Genomic DNA, 19,316 nt, shown 5'->3' with positions numbered 1-19,316 from the left:
CCCTTTAAGGGCGGTTTTGGGGCACTGCCGGAAAAATTTTCACGGCGCTGCGTTTGCTTTCGGAAGGACGCCGGGTCGGCTATTGTCTATAAAAATGAACAAGACTACTCTCCGATGAGCACCCTTCTGAAAGACGAGTATCACATGCCTCGCGTGCCATTGATCGGCGTTTCCGCCTGTACCAGGCAGATCGGCCACCACAGCTTCCATATTGCCGGTGACAAATACCTGCGTGCCGCAGCGGTCGCCGGCTTGCCTCTGGTCATCCCGGCGCTGGGTGACCTCATCGATCCGACAGCTCTACTCGATAGCGTAGACGGCCTGCTCTTCACCGGCTCGCCATCGAATGTCGAGCCTCATCATTATGGCGGGTCGGCCAGTGCCGAAGGCACGCCACACGATCCTCCCCGTGACCAGCTGACCCTGCCCCTGATCCGCGCTGCGGTAGATGCCGGCATTCCGGTGTTCGGCGTCTGTCGCGGTTTTCAGGAAATGAACGTGGCGTTCGGCGGCAGTCTGCATCAGAAGGTGCACGAGGCCGGCCCCTATGCCGATCATCGCGAGCGCGCCGAAGACCCGATCGACATCCAGTACGGGCTCAGTCATCCACTGCACGTGCAACCCGGTGGCTTGCTGGAGCGTCTCGGGTTGCCGCTGCATCTGGAAGTCAATTCGGTGCACGGCCAGGGTGTCGAGCGCCTTGGCGAGGGGCTGCGCATCGAGGCATTGGCGCCGGATGGGCTGATCGAGGCGTTTTCCGTCGAGGCGGCGCAGACCTTCGCGCTCGGCGTCCAATGGCATCCTGAATGGAAGGTGCATGAGCACCCTTATTACCTGGCGTTGTTCCAGGGCTTTGCCCGCGCTTGCCAGGAACGCGCGGGACGGCGCTGAGCGCAGGCCGGTCCGGCGCTCGTTTCATCAACTCTGAGGTCATCATGACTAGCACGCTCGACCAGCTCACCGGCTGGCTCAAAGAACGCAAGATTACAGAAGTGGAATGCCTGATCAGCGACCTGACCGGCATCGCCCGCGGCAAGATTTCACCGACCAACAAGTTCCTCGACGAGCGCGGCATGCGCCTGCCCGAAAGCGTGCTGTTGCAGACCGTCACTGGCGACTACGTCGAAGACGACATTTACTACGAGCTGCTCGATCCGGCGGACATCGACATGTTCTGCCGCCCCGATCCCGACGCGGTGTTCCTGGTGCCCTGGGCTATCGAGCCGACCGCGCAGGTGATCCATGATACGTACGACAAGATGGGCAACCCCATCGAGATCTCGCCGCGCAACATTCTCAAGCGCGTGCTGAAGATGTACGCCGATCGTGGCTGGCAGCCCATCGTTGCGCCGGAGATGGAGTTCTACCTGACCAAGCGTTGCGAAGACCCGGACCTTCCGTTCCAGCCACCCATCGGCCGTTCTGGGCGTCAGGAGACCGGCCGCCAATCGTTCTCCATCGACGCGGCCAACGAATTCGACCCGCTGTTCGAAGACATGTATGACTGGTGTGAGGCCCAGGGGCTGGACCTGGACACGCTGATCCACGAGGAAGGCACCGCGCAGATGGAAATCAACTTCCGTCACGGCGAGGCGCTGCACCTGGCCGACCAGATCCTAGTGTTCAAGCGCACCATGCGCGAGGCGGCGCTCAAGCACAACGTCGCTGCCACCTTCATGGCCAAGCCGATGACCGGCGAGCCGGGCAGCGCCATGCACCTGCATCAGAGTGTGGTGGACATCGAAACCGGGCGTAACGTGTTTTCCAACGCCGATGGCTCCATGAGCCAGCTGTTCCTGCACCACGTCGGCGGCCTACAGAAATACATTCCCGAGCTGCTGCCGATGTTCGCGCCCAACGTCAATTCGTTCCGCCGGTTCCTGCCCGATACCTCGGCGCCGGTGAACGTCGAATGGGGCGAGGAAAACCGCACCGTGGGCTTGCGCGTGCCGGATTCCGACCCGCAGAACCGCCGCGTCGAAAACCGCCTGCCGGGAGCCGATGCCAATCCGTATCTGGCCATTGCCGCCAGCCTGTTGTGCGGCTACATCGGCATGGTCGAAGGGCTGAACCCGAGTCCGCCAGTCAAGGGCCGCGGCTACGAGCGCCGCAACCTGCGCCTGCCGCTGACCCTGGAAGCCGCGCTGGAACGCATGGAGAACTGCCGCGAGCTGGTCAAATACCTGAGCCCGAAATTCATCACCGGCTACGTCGCGGTCAAGCGCGCCGAGCAGGAGAACTATCACCGGGTGATCAGCTCGTGGGAGCGGGAATTTTTGATGTTGTCGGTTTAAAAAGCTGGAAGCCACGCCATAGCAGCTCCCTTTCCCCTTGTGGGATGAGGGTGGGGGTGAGGGGTGTTTTGCAACGGCAAGCACCATAAAACCATTTGAAACGAGGTGCCCGATGAGCGATTCGCAAACCCTGCAATGGCAAGCCCTGAGCCGCGACCACCATCTGCCGCCGTTCACCGACTTCAAGGCGCTCAACGCCAAGGGCACGCGCATCATTACCCGTGGCGAGGGGGTTTATCTCTGGGATAGCGAAGGCCACAAGATCCTCGATGCCATGGCCGGGCTCTGGTGCGTCAACCTGGGTTATGGCCGTGAGGAACTGGTCGAGGCCGCGACCCGGCAGATGCGCGAGCTGCCGTACTACAACCTGTTCTTCCAGACCGCTCACCCGCCGGCCTTAGCCTTGGCCAAGGCGATCGCCGAGATCGCTCCCGAGGGCATGAATCACGTGTTCTTCACCGGCTCGGGCTCCGAGGCCAACGACACCGTGCTGCGCATGGTGCGCCATTACTGGGCGATCAAGGGGCAGCCGCAGAAGAAGGTCGTGATCGGGCGCTGGAACGGCTATCACGGCTCGACCATCGCTGGCGCCAGCCTCGGTGGCATGAAGGCCATGCACGAGCAGAGCGACGGTCCGATCCCAGGTATCGAACACATCGACCAGCCGTACTGGTTCGGTGAGGGCGGTGATCTCGATCCGGAAGAGTTCGGTGTGCGTGTCGCGCAGCAGCTTGAGGACAAAATCCGTGAAGTGGGCGAAGACAAGGTCGCCGCCTTCATCGCCGAGCCGATCCAGGGCGCTGGCGGTGTGATCATCCCGCCGGACAGCTACTGGCCGAAGATCCGCGAAATCCTCGACCGCTACGACATTCTGCTGGTTGCCGATGAAGTCATTTGCGGCTTCGGCCGCACCGGCGAATGGTTCGGCAGCGATCATTACGGCAATGCGCCGGACCTGATGCCCATCGCCAAGGGCCTGACCTCCGGTTACCTGCCCATGGGCGGCGTGGTGGTGCGCGACGAAGTGGTGCACACGCTTAACGAGGGCGGTGAGTTCTATCACGGCTTCACCTACTCGGGGCACCCGGTGGCCGCCGCCGTGGCGCTGGAAAACATCCGCATCATGCGCGAAGAGAAAATCGTCGAACGGGTCAAGGCGAAGACGGCACCCTATTTGCAGTCTCGCTGGCGTGAGCTGGTCGAGCACCCGCTGGTCGGCGAGGCGCGTGGCGTCGGCATGCTCGGTGCGCTGGAGCTGGTGAAGAACAAGAAAACCCGCGAGCGTTTCGCCGATCCGGGCGTGGGCATGCTCTGTCGCGAGCATTGCTTCCGCAACGGTCTGGTGATGCGCGCGGTAGGCGACACCATGATCATTTCGCCGCCGCTGGTGATAAACGAAGAGCAGATCGACGAGCTGATCGGCAAAGTTCGGCAGTGCCTGGACGCAACCGCCAAAGACGCGCTGGGCTGACTCTTGGGCGCGCAGGCGACGGTCTTGTCTGAGCGCTGTGAACTAACGTTCGGGCTGTTGAAAAACAGCCCTCGACCTTGCCAGACTGCGCGCGTGCTCAGGCCTGACTTACCGAGGGGTGTGTCGATGCCGGCACAGCCATTAGCTGTCCAGGTGCAATGAGGGTGGCCTCAGCGTGACCTGTCCTTAGCCGATACATGACAACAACAGGAGCTGCACGGATGAAACCCTTTGCCAAGACCCTACTCGCGATGACGCTGGCTGGTGCCGTCGCTGGCGCTGCGCAGGCCGAAGACAAGGTACTGCACGTTTTCAACTGGTCCGACTACATCGCCGAAGACACGCTGGAGAACTTCACCAAGGAAACCGGCATCAAGGTCGTTTACGACGTTTTCGACAGCAACGAGGTGCTGGAAGCCAAGCTGCTGGCTGGCAGCTCCGGCTATGACGTAGTGGTGCCTTCCAACCCCTTCCTGGCCAAGCAGATCAAGGCTGGCGTGTTCCAGAAGCTCGACAAGTCCAAGCTGCCGAACTGGGACAACCTCGACAAGGACCTGCTCAAGGCCCTGCAGCCTAGCGATCCGGGCAACCTCTATTCGGTCCCGTACATGTGGGGCACCATCGGCATCGGCTATAACGCCGAGAAGGTCAAGGCCGTGCTTGGCGAAGACGCCCCGGTGGATTCCTGGGATCTGGTCTTCAAGCCCGAGAACATGGAAAAGCTGAAAGCCTGCGGCGTCTCGTTCCTCGATTCGCCGACCGAAATCCTCCCGGCGGCGCTGCACTATCTCGGCCACGCACCGGACAGCAGCAAGGCTGATGAGTTGAAAAAGGCCGAGGAACTGTTCATGCAGATCCGCCCGAACGTGGCCTATTTCCATTCTTCCAAATACATCTCGGACCTGGCCAACGGCAACGTCTGCGTCGCCATCGGCTATTCCGGTGACATCTACCAGGCCAAGGCGCGTGCCGAGGAAGCTGGCAACAAGGTCAAGGTTAGCTACAACATTCCCAAGGAAGGCGCGGGTACCTTCTTCGACATGCTGGCCATTCCGGCCGATGCGAAGAATGTCGAAAGCGCGCATGTATTCCTCAACTACCTGATGAAGCCGGAGGTGATGGCGTCGATCACCGACTACGTCCAGTTCCCCAACGGCAACGCAGCGGCGACTCCATTGGTGGATGAGGCGATCCGTACCGATCCGGGCATCTATCCGAGCCAGGCGGTGCTGCAGAAGCTCTACACCTTCCCCGACCTGGACCCGAAGACCCAGCGGACCATGACCCGCAGCTGGACCAAGATCAAATCCGGCCGTTGATGGGTCGTTGGTCTTGGGGCGCTCAGGCTGGCTCGCGCGAGCGGCCTGGGTGCTGTGCCGGTGCTTTATTGGGGGATGTCATGCACACAACCGCAGTTTTCTGCCCGGCACGCCTCATGCGTTGTTCTTATCCTGAGGCAGTCACGCACGCCAGTTGCGTTCTGCCAGTTGATTTTTAGAGGTTTTTCCAATAAACAGCCCGCCTTTCGCCCGCTGTGGCAGGCGCGGTCTGTAACAAGAGGACAATCCCATGCACTCGACACTGAAGTCGCTCATCATCGCCGCTGCCGTTGGCGGCGCCGCCTCTGCGCAGGCCGCCACCGTCCACATCTACAACTGGTCGGATTACATCGGTGAGACGACGCTGGAAGCGTTCGAGAAGGAGACCGGCATCAAGCCCGTCTACGATGTCTTCGATTCCAACGAAACCCTCGAGGGCAAACTACTCGCCGGCCGCACCGGCTATGACGTGGTAGTGCCTTCCAACCATTTCCTAGGCAAGCAGATTCGCGCCGGCGCGTTCCGCGAACTGGACAAGAGCAAACTGCCGAACTGGGAAAACCTCGACCCGGGCCTGCTCAAGCAATTGCAGAAGAACGATCCCGGCAACGTCTACGCGGCGCCTTATCTCTGGGGCACCAATGGCATTGGCTACAACGTCGAGAAGGTCACCGCCGCGCTGGGGATCGAGAAGGTGGATTCATGGGCCGTATTGTTCGAGCCGGAAAACGCCAAGAAACTGGCCGGTTGTGGCATTGCCTTCCTCGATTCGGCCGACGAGATGATTCCGGCGATGCTCAACTATCTCGGGCTGGACCCCAACAGCGAGGATCCGGATGACTACGCCAAGGCCGAAGCCAAGCTGCTGGAAGTGCGCCCGTACGTGCGGTATTTCCACTCCTCCAAGTACATTTCCGACCTGGCCAATGGCAATATCTGCATCGCCGCCGGCTTCTCCGGTGATGTCTTCCAGGCCGCGGCCCGCGCCGACGAGGCGGGCAAGGGCGTCGACATCGCCTATTCGATTCCCAAGGAAGGCGGCAACCTCTGGTTCGACATGCTGGCTATTCCCGCCGATGCGCAAAACGTCGACGAAGCCCACGCATTCATCAACTACTTGTTGAAACCGGAGGTCATCGCGCAGGTCAGCGATTATGTGGGTTATGCCAACCCCAACGTGAACGCGGGCGAGTTGATGGATCAGGAAGTGCGCAACGATCCCTCGGTCTATCCGTCTCAAGAAGTGCTGGACCGGCTGTATGTCTCCGCCGAACTGCCACAGAAGATACTGCGTCTGAAAACGCGTAGCTGGACCAAGGTGAAGTCCGGCCAGTAACAGGTCGGTAATGGTCACGGGCGCGGCGGCTCGGTATTGCCGCGCTCACTCGAATCGATACCACCCGGCGCTGTCCGGGCCCTTTTCTTTCAATCGGGAGTTCGCGCATGGCCGTTGCCTCCAGCGCCTACAAAAAGGCCCTCACCGGAGAGAGCCAGAACAAGCAGGTGCTGCTGAAGATCGACCGCGTCACCAAGAAATTCGACGAAACGGTGGCGGTCGATGATGTCTCGTTGAGCATTCACCAGGGCGAAATCTTCGCGCTGCTCGGTGGTTCGGGCTCGGGAAAATCGACCTTGCTGCGCATGCTGGCGGGCTTCGAGCGGCCTACCGAAGGGCGGATCTTCCTCGACGGTCAGGACATCACCGATATGCCGCCCTATGAGCGGCCGATCAACATGATGTTCCAGTCCTACGCGCTGTTCCCGCACATGACGGTGGCGCAGAACATCGCCTTCGGCCTCAAGCAGGATGGCCTGGCCAAGGCTGAGGTCGAGGAGCGCGTCAACGAGATGCTCGCACTGGTGCAGATGACCCAGTATGCCAAGCGCAAGCCGCACCAGCTGTCCGGCGGCCAGCGTCAGCGGGTGGCACTGGCCCGTTCGCTGGCCAAACGACCCAAGTTGCTGCTGCTCGACGAGCCCATGGGCGCGCTGGACAAGAAGCTGCGCTCGCGGATGCAGCTGGAACTGGTGCAGATCATCGAGCGCGTCGGTGTGACCTGCGTGATGGTGACCCATGACCAGGAAGAGGCCATGACCATGGCCGAGCGCATCGCCATCATGCATCTGGGCTGGATCGCTCAGGTCGGCAGTCCGATGGATATTTACGAGACACCGGCGAGCCGGCTGGTCTGCGAGTTCATCGGCAACGTCAACCTGTTCGACGGTGAGCTGATCGAAGATGTCGAGGACCATGCCGTCATTGCCTGCCCCGGGCTCGAAAACCCGATTTACGTGGGTCACGGCATCAGCACCCGCGCTCAGGACAAACAGATTACCTACGCGCTGCGCCCCGAAAAAATGCTGATCGGCACCGAGCTACCGGAACTGCAACGGCCCGGCTACAACTGGGCGAAAGGGATCGTGCATGACATTGCCTATCTCGGCGGGCACTCGGTGTACTACATCAAGCTGCCGTCGGGGCATCTGGTTCAGGCGTTCCTCGCCAACTCCGAGCGCCACGTGAAGTGGCCGTCCTGGGAAGAGGATATTTACGTGTACTGGTGGGATGACAGCGGCGTGGTGCTACAGGCATGAGCCGCTCACGCTTGAATACCGGCCGCCGACTGGTCATCGGCGTACCCTTCCTGTGGCTGTTCCTGTTCTTCTTGTTGCCGTTCGCCATTGTGCTGAAGATCAGCTTCTCCGAGGCGGACGTTGCAATTCCGCCTTACACCGAGGTTTTCGCCTACGCCGAGCAGCAGCTGCAGATAGTGATCAACCTCGGCAACTACATCTTCCTCAGTGAAGACAGTCTCTACTGGGCCGCTTACGCCGGCTCGCTGAAAATCGCTTTTTTCAGCACCCTGCTGTGCCTGCTAATCGGCTATCCCATGGCCTATGCCATTGCTCGGGCGCGCAAGGATCTGCAAACCGTGCTGCTGCTGCTGATCATGATGCCGACCTGGACGGCTATCCTGATCCGCGTCTACGCCTGGATGGGCATTCTCAGCAGCAACGGTATCCTCAATGGCCTGCTGATGGGGCTGGGGCTGATCGACGAACCCTTGCGCATCCTCAATACCGATGTCGCCGTCTATATCGGCGTGGTTTATTCCTACCTGCCGTTCATGATCCTGCCGCTCTACGCCAATCTGGTGAAGCATGACCTCAGCCTGCTCGAGGCCGCCTCGGACCTCGGCGCTCGCAACCTCACCAGCTTCTGGAAGATCACCGTGCCGCTGTCGAAGAACGGCATCATTGCCGGCTGCATGCTGGTGTTCATTCCGGTGGTGGGTGAGTTCGTCATTCCCGAACTGCTCGGCGGTCCCGAGACGCTGATGATCGGTAAGGTGCTCTGGCAGGAATTCTTCAACAACCGCGACTGGCCGGTGGCTTCCGCTCTGGCGGTGGTGATGCTGGCGATCCTGCTGGTGCCGATCATTCTGTTCAACAGAAATCAAGCCAAGGAACTGGAGGGCAAGCTATGAAACGCTGGAGCTTTTCCAACCTGATCCTGGTGCTCGGACTGCTGTTCATCTACCTGCCGATGGTCATCCTGGTCATCTATTCGTTCAACGACTCGCGCCTGGTGACGGTGTGGGGCGGCTGGTCGGTGAAGTGGTACGTCGGTCTGCTGGACAACAGCCAGCTGATGGGTGCGGTGATGCGCTCGCTGGAGATCGCGCTGTACACCGCCATCGCCGCGGTGGCGCTCGGCACCATGGCGGCCTTCGTGCTGACGCGCATCCCGGTGTTCCGCGGCCGTACGCTGTTCGGCGGCTTGGTAACGGCGCCGCTGGTGATGCCCGAAGTGATCACCGGCCTGTCGCTATTGCTGCTGTTCGTCGCCATGGCGCAACTGGTGGGTTGGCCGGCGCAACGGGGCATCGTGACAATCTGGATTGCGCACACCACGTTCTGCTCGGCGTATGTCGCGGTGGTGGTGATGGCGCGTCTGCGTGAGCTCGACCAGTCCATCGAGGAAGCGGCGATGGATCTCGGCGCGCGGCCCTGGAAGGTGTTTTTCCTGATCACCATGCCGATGATCGCGCCATCGCTGGCGGCTGGCGGCATGCTCTCGTTCGCCCTGTCGCTGGACGACCTGGTGCTCGCCAGCTTCGTCTCCGGACCCGGCTCGACCACGCTGCCGATGGAAATCTTCTCCGCCGTGCGTCTGGGCGTGAAGCCGGAAATCAACGCGGTAGCCAGTCTGATCCTGTTGGTGGTGTCGTTCGCGACCTTCATCGCCTGGTACGTCAGCCGTCGTACCGAGAAGCGCCGCGTTCGCTCCATGCGTCAGGCCATGGATGAAACCAGTACACAAAACTGGCGTCCGGCGGCCACCAACACGGTGGCGGCGCCGCCATCGGCGCATAGCTGACGCAGAGGATATCCGGCGCGCTCGGGCGATAGCCTGGCGCGCCGGGCTGGTTCAGGTGGGGTGCGCTCAGCGCAATGCCGGCGCCTGACCCATTACGGCCGTGACCGGCCAGCGAGTATGACCGGGTTCAAAAGTGTCATCGGCTCGTAGCACGGTGTTTCTCGGCATCGAGGCGGGATGCTCGACGGCGATGGGCACCGCCGGATGCTCGGTCTGATTCGTGCCACTTACCTCGAATTGCCGACAAAGGTCGAGCAGATGCCCGGCCAGCCGTTCCAGGCGCTGACTGTCCGCCGACACTCCGGCCGCATCGCCGGTGGATTGCGCGGCAATGCCACGAATCTGCTCGACGAGCCGGCTCAGTTCGTTTGCGCTGGCTAGTTGCTCGCGGGTTGAGACGCCGATGTCCTGCACGGCTTCCATGGATCGATCGATCTCTCGCAACAGCTGGGCAATCTGCTCGGTGTGGCCGACACAGCGCTCGACGCCTTCCTTGCTTTGGGTCATGGCCCGAACCGCGTTGGCCGAACGTTCCCGCAGCTGGCCGGTCATGCTCTGGATTTCTTCCGTGGCCTGCTGGGTGCGATGGGCAAGCTGGCGTACCTCATCGGCGACGACGGCAAAACCACGACCATGGGCGCCGGCCCGGGCGGCTTCGATGGCGGCGTTGAGCGCCAGTAAATTGGTCTGCGCCGCGACGGCATGGATGACATCGAGCACCCGGCTGATTTGCTGTGTATCCGCCGCCAGAGCGTGTATGACGTCGCTGCAGAGGCCGATTTCATTGGCCAGCTCACCGATCCCGGCCTGTGCGGAGCCGACTGCGGTAATGCCGGCCGCGACGTCGCTGTCGGCCTTCCGCGCGCTTTGCGCAGCCCGTTCGGCCTCCTCGGACACCTGCGTCACCGCAGCACTGAGCTGCCCTACGGTATGGCCTATCTGGTCGGTACTGTCCCGCAAGGCTTCGGCGCCCAGGTTCAGGCGGCGGGTGGTTTGCGCCAGATGGCCGCTGGTGTCGTGCAACTCAGTGCCCGCATCGACGACGCGGCTGACCAGCCCGTCAAGTTCGCCGAGAAGCTGATTGAAACGCTGCGCCGAATCATCGGTTGCCTCGCTGCGGTAACTGAGGTCGATCGGGCGACCTTCGCGCAGCAGGTGTGCCGAGGTCTGCTGCAGGTGCTCGCCGATTGCCGCGTCACGAGCGCCATGACGGGCCAGCACCACCAGAATCATGCTTTCGACCACCACATAACCTGCATGCACCAGAACCACCGGCCAGCCGGCATCCGCATGAACCAGGCGTATGGTTTCGCCGCTCTGCTGTAACAGGAAAAAGCCGACGTGATGCAGGGCGATCACCGAGGCTGCCACCACAATCGGCAGCCAGTCGCGGTAATACACCAGGATCGCCAGCAGAACGAAAATGCCGAAGTGCATTTCGATCATGCCGTGACTCTGCTGGATGTGCAGCGCGGAAAGCACCATGAAACCGCCGCCGATCAGGCAACGATAAGCGCGAGTGCCGCCGATCAGCGTTCGGAGCACGCTCATGGTGAGGGCCGTGCCACCGGCTACGATCAGGGAGAGGGCGAGCGTATCCTTCCAGAAGGACAGGCCAATGGCATAGACCGCCATCGTCCAGAGTACGCCGAGCATGATGCGGTCGGCTTGCAGATGAAATTTGTTGGCCATAGTAGCGGTCCGTGTTGTTATGTCCAATGGCCATCAGTTTTATCCAGTTCCCTGCAAATGTCTACGGATAGACGACTTATCCTTACTCATTCAGCGGTTATGTCTTTTCCCCAATCACAGAAGCAGGCCACCGCCAGGGAGTGCGTCGCGCGCACTTCGCGGCCAGCCAGCACGGCCTCGAGAATGGGTTCGACGAAGCTGTTGTCCGAGCTGCATACGGCGCCTTCGCTGTAGGGACCGATATAGGCAAGCCGGCCTTGGGTGTCCCAGATGGCCACCGCCGGGCTGGCAGGCAGCTGGCCGGCACCCGCGAGATTATCGAGCGGTTTCAGCGCCGCCAGTTGCTGCGGCAGGCGTCCGGTGCTGCCCGGTTTCTGTACCGCATAGAACTCGGCTCCGGCGCCGGCAAAGCGCTTCAGCAGTTCCTCCAGATGCTGCTGGTTACCGACGTTACACGGACAACCAGGATCCCAGAAATGCACGAAGCGCACCGGGCCGGGGCCCTGCAACTCGGCTGGCAGCTGCAGCGCATCGCCCGAGAACAGTTCGGCGCGCTCGCCTTCGAAGGTGCGCAGATAGCGCGCTTCGAACCACCAGAAGGCCGCCAGCATGGCGCCGCCCCAGAGCAGGGCGATGAGTGCTGCGATCAGGTATTTGTGGCGTACGGACATGGCGGCGCTCTTCTGTGGGGGCGCCAGCTTGCCACGTCGCGCCGCAGAGCTGAATATCGCCGTTAATTCGAGCCAGAAAACCCGACATGCCTTCGCGAATCGATCCCGACGCGCTGCGCGCGCAGCTGCGTCCTATCAGTCACGGCGCCGAGCTGACCGCCGATGCCCATTTCTACCAGACCTACTACGGCCTGGATCTGCCTCATCACCGCAACGTCCAGCGCCGCCTTGGCTGCTTTCCGGTTCATGGTTACGAGGTGGCCGTGCAGGCCTGGTGCCCCGAGCAGCCGGTGGCGACACTGCTGATCCTGCACGGCTATTACGACCACATGGGACTCTACCGGCACGTGGTGGATTGGGGGCTGCGGATGGGCTTCGCGGTACTGGCCTGCGACCTGCCGGGGCATGGGCTGTCCAGCGGACCGCGCGCCAGCATCAACGAGTTCGACGAATACCAGGTGGTGCTGCAGGGCCTGCTGCATGAAGCCGCCGAGCTGGAGCTGCCGCAGCCCTGGCATTTGCTGGGGCAGAGCACCGGGGCTGCGATCGTGCTGGATTATCTGCTCGGCGAGCCGGAGCACCCGGGCCGCGGCATTCTGCTGGCACCGCTGGTGCGACCGCGTGCCTGGGGTTGGTCCCGCTTCAGTTACGAGGTGGTGCGCCGCTTCGTCAAACAGATCCCCCGACGCTTTAGCGAAAACTCGGGCGATCCGGTATTTCTGAAGTTCATTCAGTCGAGCGATCCGCTGCAGCCGACTATCTTGCCAACCGCCTGGGTCGGCGCGCTGTCGCGCTGGATTCCGCGCATCGAGGGTGCATTGCCGAGCCCCCATAGCCCGATCATCGTTCAGGGCGAGGCGGACATGACCGTCGATTGGCAGCACAACTTGCCAATTCTGGAAGGTAAATTCACCGCCCCTGAGATTTTGCGTCTACCTGGCGCGCGGCATCATCTGGTCAATGAGCGCGAAGCACTGCGCCGCGAATATTTCGACTTTCTCAGTGAACGGTTGAAGTAGTCGCCTGTGCCTGAACGTCGGCGGTGGTGGTATCAGCCGCCAGGCCGGCACGTAGCGCCTGGAACGCGGCCTGATAGTAAGCCTGGCCCGCTTGCGACTGAGCGAATTCGAGGAATTGCTCGAGCTCGGCGTCCTCGAGGTCGCGATAGATGTACAGCAAGGTATTGTCCAGATCACTCTCGACCTGCTGCTGCAAGCGCTCGCGCTGGCTGTCCAGCAGGCCCTGTGCCTGCCCGCCGCCGAGCAGGCCGGGAATCATCTGGCTGAGGCTGTCGGCTGCGACACCGGCCAACGCCAGGCTGACTTCGGCGCCCGCTTCGGCCGCCGGCAAGGCCTGGGCCAAATGGCGGATCAGCAACTGCCGATTGCTGCCAGCCTCCATGCGCGGCAGGCCATTCTCATAGCGCGTGAGCTGTTCGCGACGACCCGCCAGGGTTTCCGCCGAAACCACCTTGCGGCCCAGCGGTGACTGGAAAAAATCCAGCGCTGGCTGCGGGTCGGACAGATTCTGCCGCAGTGCCCGCTTGGCGCGCTGGTCGATGGCGTCGACGGCGAAGCGTCGGTTGCTGTTGGTCACCAGCGCCTGGTAAACCGCCGGCGGCAGACTGTTCTTGTAGCGTTGCTGCGCGGCTGTCAGCGCGTCGGAAAAGTTGGCGCGTTGTTCGGTCCAGCCCGCCGCCTCGTAAAGTTCATCGTAGCTATCGGCCCAAACGTTCAGACTGAAGGCAAGCAATACACAAGCAATAAGGGCGCGCATGGAAGCTCCTTTGTGGCGGCGGTTTATTTTCGGCGTCGCAACCCGGGCTTGTCGAGCAGCGAAAGCGCTGCTGCTAGACTCATCCGCTGTTTCACTCCGGCCTGCCGAAGGCCGTAGGGAAACGCCATCAGCCCATTGGAGTCACGTCCTTGCCGTTCTCTACCATCATCGACGACCTCGCCACGCGCGGCTGGTCGTTGCAGAGTGCTTTCCTTTCCAGTGATGTGACCCGCCAGCTGGCCGATGAGTGCCGCAGACGATACGCCGAAGGTGCGCTGGCACCGGCCGGGGTTGGCCGCGGTGAAGATCAGGCGGTGCGCGAAGGCATTCGCGGCGACCATATCCACTGGCTGGAAGAAGGGCAGGCGGCAGTCTGCGATGCCTACCTGACGCTGATGGACGAGTTGCGACAGACGCTCAACCGCGAGCTGTTTCTCGGCCTGGAAGAGTTCGAGTGCCACTTCGCGCTATATCCGCCTGGCGCCTTCTATCAGACGCATCTGGACCGCTTCCGCGATGACGACAGCCGTTGCGTCAGCGCCGTGCTCTATCTGAATCCGGATTGGCGAGCGGCCGATGGCGGTGAGCTGCGCATGTACCTGGCCGATGGTTCGAGCCTGGATATCCCACCACTGGCCGGCAATCTGGTGGTGTTTCTATCGGGGAGTTTCCCGCATGAAGTGCTGGTCACGCAGGCCGACCGGCTTTCGCTGACCGGCTGGTTCCGTCGTCGCCCGGCGGACGTGTTGGCGCTCTGAAGCGCGCACAAAAAAGCCCGGCACAAGGCCGGGCTGGATGCGTCTGGAACGGTTACATTCCCAACAGGTTCGGCAGACCGAGCGAGATGGACGGCACGTAGGTGATGAGGATCAAGAAAGCCAGCATCATCGCGAGCCATGGCATGACTGCACGGATTACCTGAGTCACCGGCATACCGGTCACGGCCGAGGCGACGAACAGGTTCAGCCCCACTGGCGGCGTGATCAGACCGATCTCCATGTTCACCACCATGATGATGCCCAGGTGGATCGGGTCGATGCCCAGCTGCACGGCGATCGGGAACAGGATCGGTGCCAGGATCAGGATGATCGCCGACGGCTCCATGAAGGCACCGGCAACCAGCAGCACGATGTTTACCACCAGCAGGAACATCCAAGGCTGCAGACCTGCCTCGAGCACCATGGCGGTGATCTGTTGCGGGATCTGCTCGGTGGTCAGCACGTGGGCGAACAGCATCGCATTGGCGATGATGAACATCAGCATGATGGTGAGCTTGCCCGACTCCAGCAGCACTTTCGGGCAATCGCGGATAGTGATGTCCTTGTAGACGAACAGCGCGATGAAGGCGGAATACACCGCAGCCACCGCAGCCGCTTCGGTCGGTGTGAACATACCGGAGTAAATGCCGCCGAGGATAATCACCATCAGCAGCAGGCCCCAGAGCGCCTTGCGTGCCGACGACAGCCACTCGCGGAAGGTCGCGCGCGGCATTGCCGGAAGGTTCTTCTTCACCGCGATGATGTAGATCGCGGCCATCAGTGCGACGCCAAGCAGAATGCCCGGGACCACACCAGCCATGAACAGCTTGCCTACCGAGGTTTCGGTCGCGGCGGCGTAGACCACCATGACGATCGACGGCGGGATCAGAATGCCCAGCGTACCGGCGTTACAGACGATGCCAGCGCCGAAAGCCTGCGGGTAGCCAGAGCGGACCATGCCGGCGATGGCGATGGAACCCACGGCCGCTACGGTCGCAGGCGACGAACCCGAGAGCGCGGCGAACAGCATGCATGCCATTACCGCACCGATGGCCAGACCACCACGGATGTGACCGACAGTGGCGTTAGCGAAATCGATCAGGCGACGCGCCACGCCACCGGTGGTCATGAAGGCGCCGGCCAGCAGGAAGAACGGAATGGCCAGCAGCGTGTAGTGCTCGGAGGTCTCGAACAGCTTGATCGCCAGTGAGGTAACCGAGTCCGGGCTGAACAGCAGGATGGTCAGCGAGCCGGCCAGGCCGAGAGAAATGGCCACCGGCACGCCGATGAACATCAGCGCGAACAGCGCCACGAAGAGGAACAGGATAGTCATTATTTCGGCTCCTCTTCACCGAGCTTAAGCGCCTCGGCGGCCTCATCGGCGAGTCCCAGCCCGGTTTGTTCGTTACGCAGGATGCGCACGAAGATTTCAACGAAACGGATGAACACCATGGCAAAACCAATGGGCACGATCATGCCGATATGCCACTGCTTGACGCCGATATGGCCAAGGTCTTCGGCGCCGATGTTGGCGACGAACAACGCCTGGATCCATTCGAAACTGGCCACCGTCATCAGGCCGGCGTAACCCAGGCAGAACAGGCAGGCGACGATGCTGATGTAGCGCTGTACCGGGCGCGACGCGAGCTTGACCAGCGCATCGACACCGATATGGCCAGCTGTGCGTACGCCGTAGGCGAGGCCGGTAAAGATCAGCCAGGCGAACAGCGCCTTGGTCAACGCGGTGCTCCACGTCATCGACTGGGCCAGTCCGATGACGAAATCGCCGATGGCGAAGAAGAAGTCTTCAGCCGCTGGAAAGCTGTCCGCGAGGCTGTAGAAAATGGTGTAGAGGTTGTTCAGGACCACATAAACAAAGGTCACCAGCGTCATGGCGGCCAACAGGAAGGCGATGAAGGCCTCCTCGAAGTGGTCCCAGACGCGCCGGAGGGCGTTCATGGATGACATCTCCCGATGGAATGCATTTTGTTTTGACGGGCGTACAGAACGTTCGCCATGAGCCGGTGTGGTGACCGGTTTATAGAGCAATGAAAAACGCTTGTTTTCGTCCAGACCTCAGGCTCGGGATCGCCTTGCCTCGATGACTGCCTGGTCGGTTCTTTTTTCACTGATCTATCGGTGTTGTAGCTGTCGCAACGGAGAGGGCGAGTTGTGCCCGCCCTCTCTTCAGGCTTACTGAGCGTTGGACGCTTCGGCGGCCTTGATCAGGTCAGCACCGATTTCGTTCTCGAACTTCTTCCAGACCGGCTTCATGGCTTCGCGCCACTTAGCACGCTCTTCCGGAGTCAGCACCAGAATCTCGGTAGTACCGGCAGCCAGAATGTCCTGCTTGGCTTTCTGGTTCAGCGCGTCGGCTTGCTTGTTCACCTCGACGGTCACCTCGGCCAGGATACTTTCCAGCTCGCCGCGAACATCGTCGGGCAGGCCGTTCCAGAACTTGGTGTTGGTGATCAGCATGTAGTCGAGCAGACCGTGGTCGGACTCGGTGATGTGCTTCTGCACTTCATGCATTTTCTGCGAGTAGATGTTCGAGTAGGGGTTCTCGGCACCGTTGACCACGCCAGTCTGCAGACCCTGATAAACCTCGGCGAAGCTCATCTTGCGCGGGTTGGCGCGCAGGGCTTTGAATTGCTCGTCGAGTACGGCGGAAGCCTGAACGCGGAACTTCATACCACGGGCGTCTTTCGGTTCGCGCAGTTCCTTGTTGGCCGACAGCTGCTTCATGCCGTTGTGCCAGTAGCCCAGACCGGTGATGTTCTTGTCTTCCATGGAGCGCAGCAGGCCCTGGCCGGCTTCGCTCTGCTGGAAGCGGTCTACCGCCTGTATGTCGTCGAACAGGAACGGCAGGTCGAATACCTGAACGCCCTTGGAGTAATGCTCGAACTTGGCCAGCGACGGTGCGATCAGCTGCACGTCGCCCAGCAGCAGGGCTTCCATTTCCTTGCCATCACCGAACAGCGAGGAGTTCGGGTAGACCTGAACTTCGACCTTGCCGGGCAGACGCTCCTCTACCAGCTTCTTGAACAGGTTGGCGCCCTGGCCTTTCGGCGTGTTGTCGGCGACCACGTGGGAGAATTTGATCGTGATCGGATCAGCGGCCTGGGCCAGACCTGCGATACCCAGTGACAGAGCGCAGGCAAGCGCCGTGGCAGTCAGCTTGAACATTGTTGTGTTTCCTCTTGTTGTGGATTGAGCCGCCGCGTTGGCGAGGCAACTCGGTGAAGTCAGCAAGACCAGTCTAGGCGTCATTGAAAAAATCGCTGCGCGCTAGGCTCGCTTGCCGGCTCATGGATTAGCGAGAGCAAGTGCTGTGCCAGAAGCACGCACCTGTCTCGCGGTGCGAGAGTTTACTGGTGTAGTGGCGAAATGCTGACGAATATTTCTCAGGCCGACATGTCTATCTCGTAGCTTTTAACGATTCGGGCCGGATTCGGCGGCGCGAGTTATCTAGCCCAGGCAACTGTTGCAGCGGCGTGGCAACCCAGTCTTGGATACGTCCGTTGTGAACTGGCGCACAGCGTGGTGGCGGAAATCCGCCAGCTATTCGCCGTCGTCCGGCGAGGTTCCGCCAGTATCACTGAAGACCAGCCCATGCTTGCGCAGCTTGTCGTGCAGCGTCTTGCGCGGCAGGCCGAGGGCCTCGGCGACGCTGCGCAACGAGCCGTGCGGTCGCGCCAGCTCGGCGGCAATCAGTGCGCGTTCGAAGGCATCGACCTGCTCGTTGAGCGCATTGCCCGTCGCGTCAGCCGTGCCGTCGGCAAGCCGGGCTCGATCATCGAGGCCCAGTTCCAACCCCAGGGCGAAGCGCTCGGCGGTGTTTTGCAGCTCGCGGACGTTGCCCGGCCATGGATGTCTGAGCAACTGCGCGCGCTGCTCCGGGCGCAGTTCGCGGATCGGCAGCCCGTGGCGGTTGGCGGCGGTCTCGGCAAAATGCTGGAACAGGAACAGCAGGTCCTCGCTGCGCTCGCGCAAAGGCGGGATGCGCAGCGGTGCGACGTTCAACCGGTAATAGAGGTCGGCGCGAAAACGGCCCTGATCGGACGCCTGGCGCAGGTCTTCCTTGGTCGCGGCGATGACACGGATGTCGAGCGGGATCATCTGGTTGCCACCCAGTCGCTCGACGACCCGCTCCTGTAGCATGCGCAGCAGTTTGACCTGCACGTCCAGGCTCATGCTTTCGATTTCGTCGAGGAACAGGGTGCCGCCATTGGCGAATTCGAATTTGCCGATGCGGCGCTTCTGCGCGCCGGTGAAAGCGCCCGCCTCGTGACCGAAGAGTTCGCTTTCGACCACCGACTCGGCCAGTGCGCCGGCGTTGATTGCGACGAAAGGACCACCGCGGCGACTGGACAAGTCGTGTAGCGCGCGTGCCACCACCTCCTTGCCAGCACCGGTTTCGCCAAGGATCAGTACGTCGGCCTGGGTGCCGGCGAGCGCACCGATCTGTTCTCGCAGGCGCTGCATGGCCGGCGATTGACCGAGCAGACGCATCGAAAGCTGCTGCCGGTCGGCCAGTGCCAGACGCAGGCTGCGGTTGTCGAGTACCAGCTGACGCAGGGCCAGGGCGCGACGCACGCTGTCGAGCAGCGCCTCGCTGGGGAAGGGTTTTTCGAGAAAGTCGTAGGCACCGGCACGCATCGCCTGCACGGCCAGCTGAACGTCGCCATGGCCGGTGATCAGCAGAACCGGCAGCTCGCTGTCGAGAGCATGTAGCTGCTGCTGAAGTTCGAGGCCATCGAGACCGGGCATGCGGATGTCGGTAACCACCACGCCGGGCCAGTTAACCGGCAGCAGGGTCGACAGGCCGCGCGCATCGCCCAGGCTGAGGACCTTGAGCCCGGCGAGGTCGAGCGTTTGGCTCAGCGCCTTGCGCAGATGGGGATCGTCATCGACCAGGACTACCTGAAACTGCGGGTCGATCTGGCTGGTCATG

General features: G+C 61.7%; 17 protein-coding genes. 10 read left to right on the top strand and 7 right to left on the bottom strand.

Translation table 11 applies throughout. The features are described 5' to 3' along the window. Positions 1 to 144: 144 nt before the first annotated feature. From E0D86_RS05885 to E0D86_RS05850, 8 genes are all read left to right on the top strand, one after another. Complete coding sequence (locus E0D86_RS05885) at positions 145 to 891, top strand: gamma-glutamyl-gamma-aminobutyrate hydrolase family protein (protein WP_131649999.1); 747 nt, start codon at positions 145 to 147, stop codon at positions 889 to 891. Between the two features lie 44 nt (positions 892 to 935). Continuing rightward, on the top strand, positions 936 to 2,294 hold the full coding sequence (locus tag E0D86_RS05880; RefSeq protein WP_131649069.1) for a glutamine synthetase family protein: 1,359 nt from the start codon (positions 936 to 938) through the stop codon (positions 2,292 to 2,294). Positions 2,295 to 2,406: 112 nt separating this feature from the next. Then, on the top strand, positions 2,407 to 3,765 hold the full coding sequence (locus E0D86_RS05875; protein WP_131649068.1) for an aspartate aminotransferase family protein: 1,359 nt from the start codon (positions 2,407 to 2,409) through the stop codon (positions 3,763 to 3,765). A gap of 221 nt (positions 3,766 to 3,986) precedes the next feature. Further along, positions 3,987 to 5,084 (top strand): polyamine ABC transporter substrate-binding protein, encoded by a 1,098-nt coding sequence (locus E0D86_RS05870; RefSeq protein WP_131649067.1) that lies wholly within the window; start codon positions 3,987 to 3,989, stop codon positions 5,082 to 5,084. A 250-nt stretch (positions 5,085 to 5,334) separates the two neighbouring features. Then, positions 5,335 to 6,420 carry a polyamine ABC transporter substrate-binding protein gene (locus E0D86_RS05865; protein WP_131649066.1) on the top strand — a complete coding sequence of 362 codons (1,086 nt, stop codon included), beginning with the start codon at positions 5,335 to 5,337 and terminating at the stop codon, positions 6,418 to 6,420. A 107-nt stretch (positions 6,421 to 6,527) separates the two neighbouring features. Further along, positions 6,528 to 7,679 (top strand): polyamine ABC transporter ATP-binding protein, encoded by a 1,152-nt coding sequence (potA, locus tag E0D86_RS05860; protein WP_131649065.1) that lies wholly within the window; start codon positions 6,528 to 6,530, stop codon positions 7,677 to 7,679. Between the two features lie 11 nt (positions 7,680 to 7,690). Further along, on the top strand, positions 7,691 to 8,572 hold the full coding sequence (locus E0D86_RS05855; protein WP_177493039.1) for an ABC transporter permease subunit: 882 nt from the start codon (positions 7,691 to 7,693) through the stop codon (positions 8,570 to 8,572). Beyond that, positions 8,569 to 9,465 carry an ABC transporter permease subunit gene (locus tag E0D86_RS05850; RefSeq protein ID WP_131649063.1) on the top strand — a complete coding sequence of 299 codons (897 nt, stop codon included), beginning with the start codon at positions 8,569 to 8,571 and terminating at the stop codon, positions 9,463 to 9,465. The genes E0D86_RS05855 and E0D86_RS05850 overlap by 4 nt, the downstream gene beginning before the upstream one ends. Positions 9,466 to 9,531: 66 nt before the next feature. Here E0D86_RS05850 and E0D86_RS05845 read toward each other — a convergent pair whose 3' ends face one another. Beyond that, positions 9,532 to 11,157, bottom strand: coding sequence for a methyl-accepting chemotaxis protein (locus tag E0D86_RS05845; protein ID WP_131649062.1), 1,626 nt, complete (start codon positions 11,155 to 11,157; stop codon positions 9,532 to 9,534). A gap of 86 nt (positions 11,158 to 11,243) precedes the next feature. Next, complete coding sequence (locus E0D86_RS05840) at positions 11,244 to 11,828, bottom strand: DUF6436 domain-containing protein (RefSeq protein ID WP_131649061.1); 585 nt, start codon at positions 11,826 to 11,828, stop codon at positions 11,244 to 11,246. An 86-nt stretch (positions 11,829 to 11,914) separates the two neighbouring features. Here E0D86_RS05840 and E0D86_RS05835 point away from each other — a divergent pair, with 86 nt between their 5' ends. Continuing rightward, positions 11,915 to 12,847 carry an alpha/beta hydrolase gene (locus E0D86_RS05835; protein WP_131649060.1) on the top strand — a complete coding sequence of 311 codons (933 nt, stop codon included), beginning with the start codon at positions 11,915 to 11,917 and terminating at the stop codon, positions 12,845 to 12,847. Here E0D86_RS05835 and E0D86_RS05830 read toward each other — a convergent pair. Next, positions 12,828 to 13,604, bottom strand: a complete 777-nt coding sequence (locus tag E0D86_RS05830) for a DUF2059 domain-containing protein (RefSeq protein WP_131649059.1) — start codon at positions 13,602 to 13,604, stop codon at positions 12,828 to 12,830. The two genes, E0D86_RS05835 and E0D86_RS05830, sit on opposite strands and share 20 nt — an antisense overlap. Positions 13,605 to 13,753: 149 nt before the next feature. On the opposite strand from E0D86_RS05830, the gene E0D86_RS05825 reads away from it, so the two are divergent. Next, entirely contained in the window at positions 13,754 to 14,362 is a 609-nt protein-coding gene (locus E0D86_RS05825; RefSeq protein WP_131649058.1) for a 2OG-Fe(II) oxygenase, read from the top strand. Positions 14,363 to 14,414: 52 nt separating this feature from the next. On the opposite strand, the gene dctM is transcribed toward E0D86_RS05825, so the two are convergent. From dctM to E0D86_RS05805, 4 genes are all read right to left on the bottom strand, one after another. Beyond that, entirely contained in the window at positions 14,415 to 15,695 is a 1,281-nt protein-coding gene (gene dctM / locus E0D86_RS05820; protein ID WP_131649057.1) for a C4-dicarboxylate TRAP transporter large permease protein DctM, read from the bottom strand. Further along, positions 15,695 to 16,321, bottom strand: a complete 627-nt coding sequence (locus E0D86_RS05815) for a TRAP transporter small permease (RefSeq protein WP_131649056.1) — start codon at positions 16,319 to 16,321, stop codon at positions 15,695 to 15,697. The genes dctM and E0D86_RS05815 overlap by 1 nt, the downstream gene beginning before the upstream one ends. 234 nt (positions 16,322 to 16,555) lie before the next feature. Continuing rightward, the gene (dctP, locus tag E0D86_RS05810) at positions 16,556 to 17,548 is read right to left on the bottom strand and encodes a C4-dicarboxylate TRAP substrate-binding protein DctP (protein WP_131649055.1); all 993 of its coding nucleotides are present in this window, start codon (positions 17,546 to 17,548) and stop codon (positions 16,556 to 16,558) included. 375 nt (positions 17,549 to 17,923) lie between these two features. Further along, on the bottom strand, positions 17,924 to 19,315 hold the full coding sequence (locus tag E0D86_RS05805) for a sigma-54 dependent transcriptional regulator (protein ID WP_131649054.1): 1,392 nt from the start codon (positions 19,313 to 19,315) through the stop codon (positions 17,924 to 17,926). Position 19,316 lies beyond the last annotated feature (1 nt).

The organism is Pseudomonas sp. IC_126 (assembly GCF_004331835.1).
Taxonomy (GTDB): domain Bacteria; phylum Pseudomonadota; class Gammaproteobacteria; order Pseudomonadales; family Pseudomonadaceae; genus Stutzerimonas.
This window is presented reverse-complemented; position numbering and strand designations above follow the sequence as displayed.

Bases quoted from the DNA above. Each gene is read 5' to 3' on its own strand.
- E0D86_RS05885 (WP_131649999.1), top strand. From the start codon at position 145: ATGCCTCGCGTGCCATTGATCGGCGTTTCCGCCTGTACCAGGCAGATC.
- E0D86_RS05880 (WP_131649069.1), top strand. From the start codon at position 936: ATGACTAGCACGCTCGACCAGCTCACCGGCTGGCTCAAAGAACGCAAG.
- E0D86_RS05875 (WP_131649068.1), top strand. From the start codon at position 2,407: ATGAGCGATTCGCAAACCCTGCAATGGCAAGCCCTGAGCCGCGACCAC.
- E0D86_RS05870 (WP_131649067.1), top strand. From the start codon at position 3,987: ATGAAACCCTTTGCCAAGACCCTACTCGCGATGACGCTGGCTGGTGCC.
- E0D86_RS05865 (WP_131649066.1), top strand. From the start codon at position 5,335: ATGCACTCGACACTGAAGTCGCTCATCATCGCCGCTGCCGTTGGCGGC.
- potA (WP_131649065.1), top strand. From the start codon at position 6,528: ATGGCCGTTGCCTCCAGCGCCTACAAAAAGGCCCTCACCGGAGAGAGC.
- E0D86_RS05850 (WP_131649063.1), top strand. From the start codon at position 8,569: ATGAAACGCTGGAGCTTTTCCAACCTGATCCTGGTGCTCGGACTGCTG.
- E0D86_RS05845 (WP_131649062.1), bottom strand. From the start codon at position 11,157: ATGGCCAACAAATTTCATCTGCAAGCCGACCGCATCATGCTCGGCGTA.
- E0D86_RS05840 (WP_131649061.1), bottom strand. From the start codon at position 11,828: ATGTCCGTACGCCACAAATACCTGATCGCAGCACTCATCGCCCTGCTC.
- E0D86_RS05835 (WP_131649060.1), top strand. From the start codon at position 11,915: ATGCCTTCGCGAATCGATCCCGACGCGCTGCGCGCGCAGCTGCGTCCT.
- E0D86_RS05830 (WP_131649059.1), bottom strand. From the start codon at position 13,604: ATGCGCGCCCTTATTGCTTGTGTATTGCTTGCCTTCAGTCTGAACGTT.
- dctM (WP_131649057.1), bottom strand. From the start codon at position 15,695: ATGACTATCCTGTTCCTCTTCGTGGCGCTGTTCGCGCTGATGTTCATC.
- E0D86_RS05815 (WP_131649056.1), bottom strand. From the start codon at position 16,321: ATGAACGCCCTCCGGCGCGTCTGGGACCACTTCGAGGAGGCCTTCATC.
- dctP (WP_131649055.1), bottom strand. From the start codon at position 17,548: ATGTTCAAGCTGACTGCCACGGCGCTTGCCTGCGCTCTGTCACTGGGT.
- E0D86_RS05805 (WP_131649054.1), bottom strand. From the start codon at position 19,315: ATGACCAGCCAGATCGACCCGCAGTTTCAGGTAGTCCTGGTCGATGAC.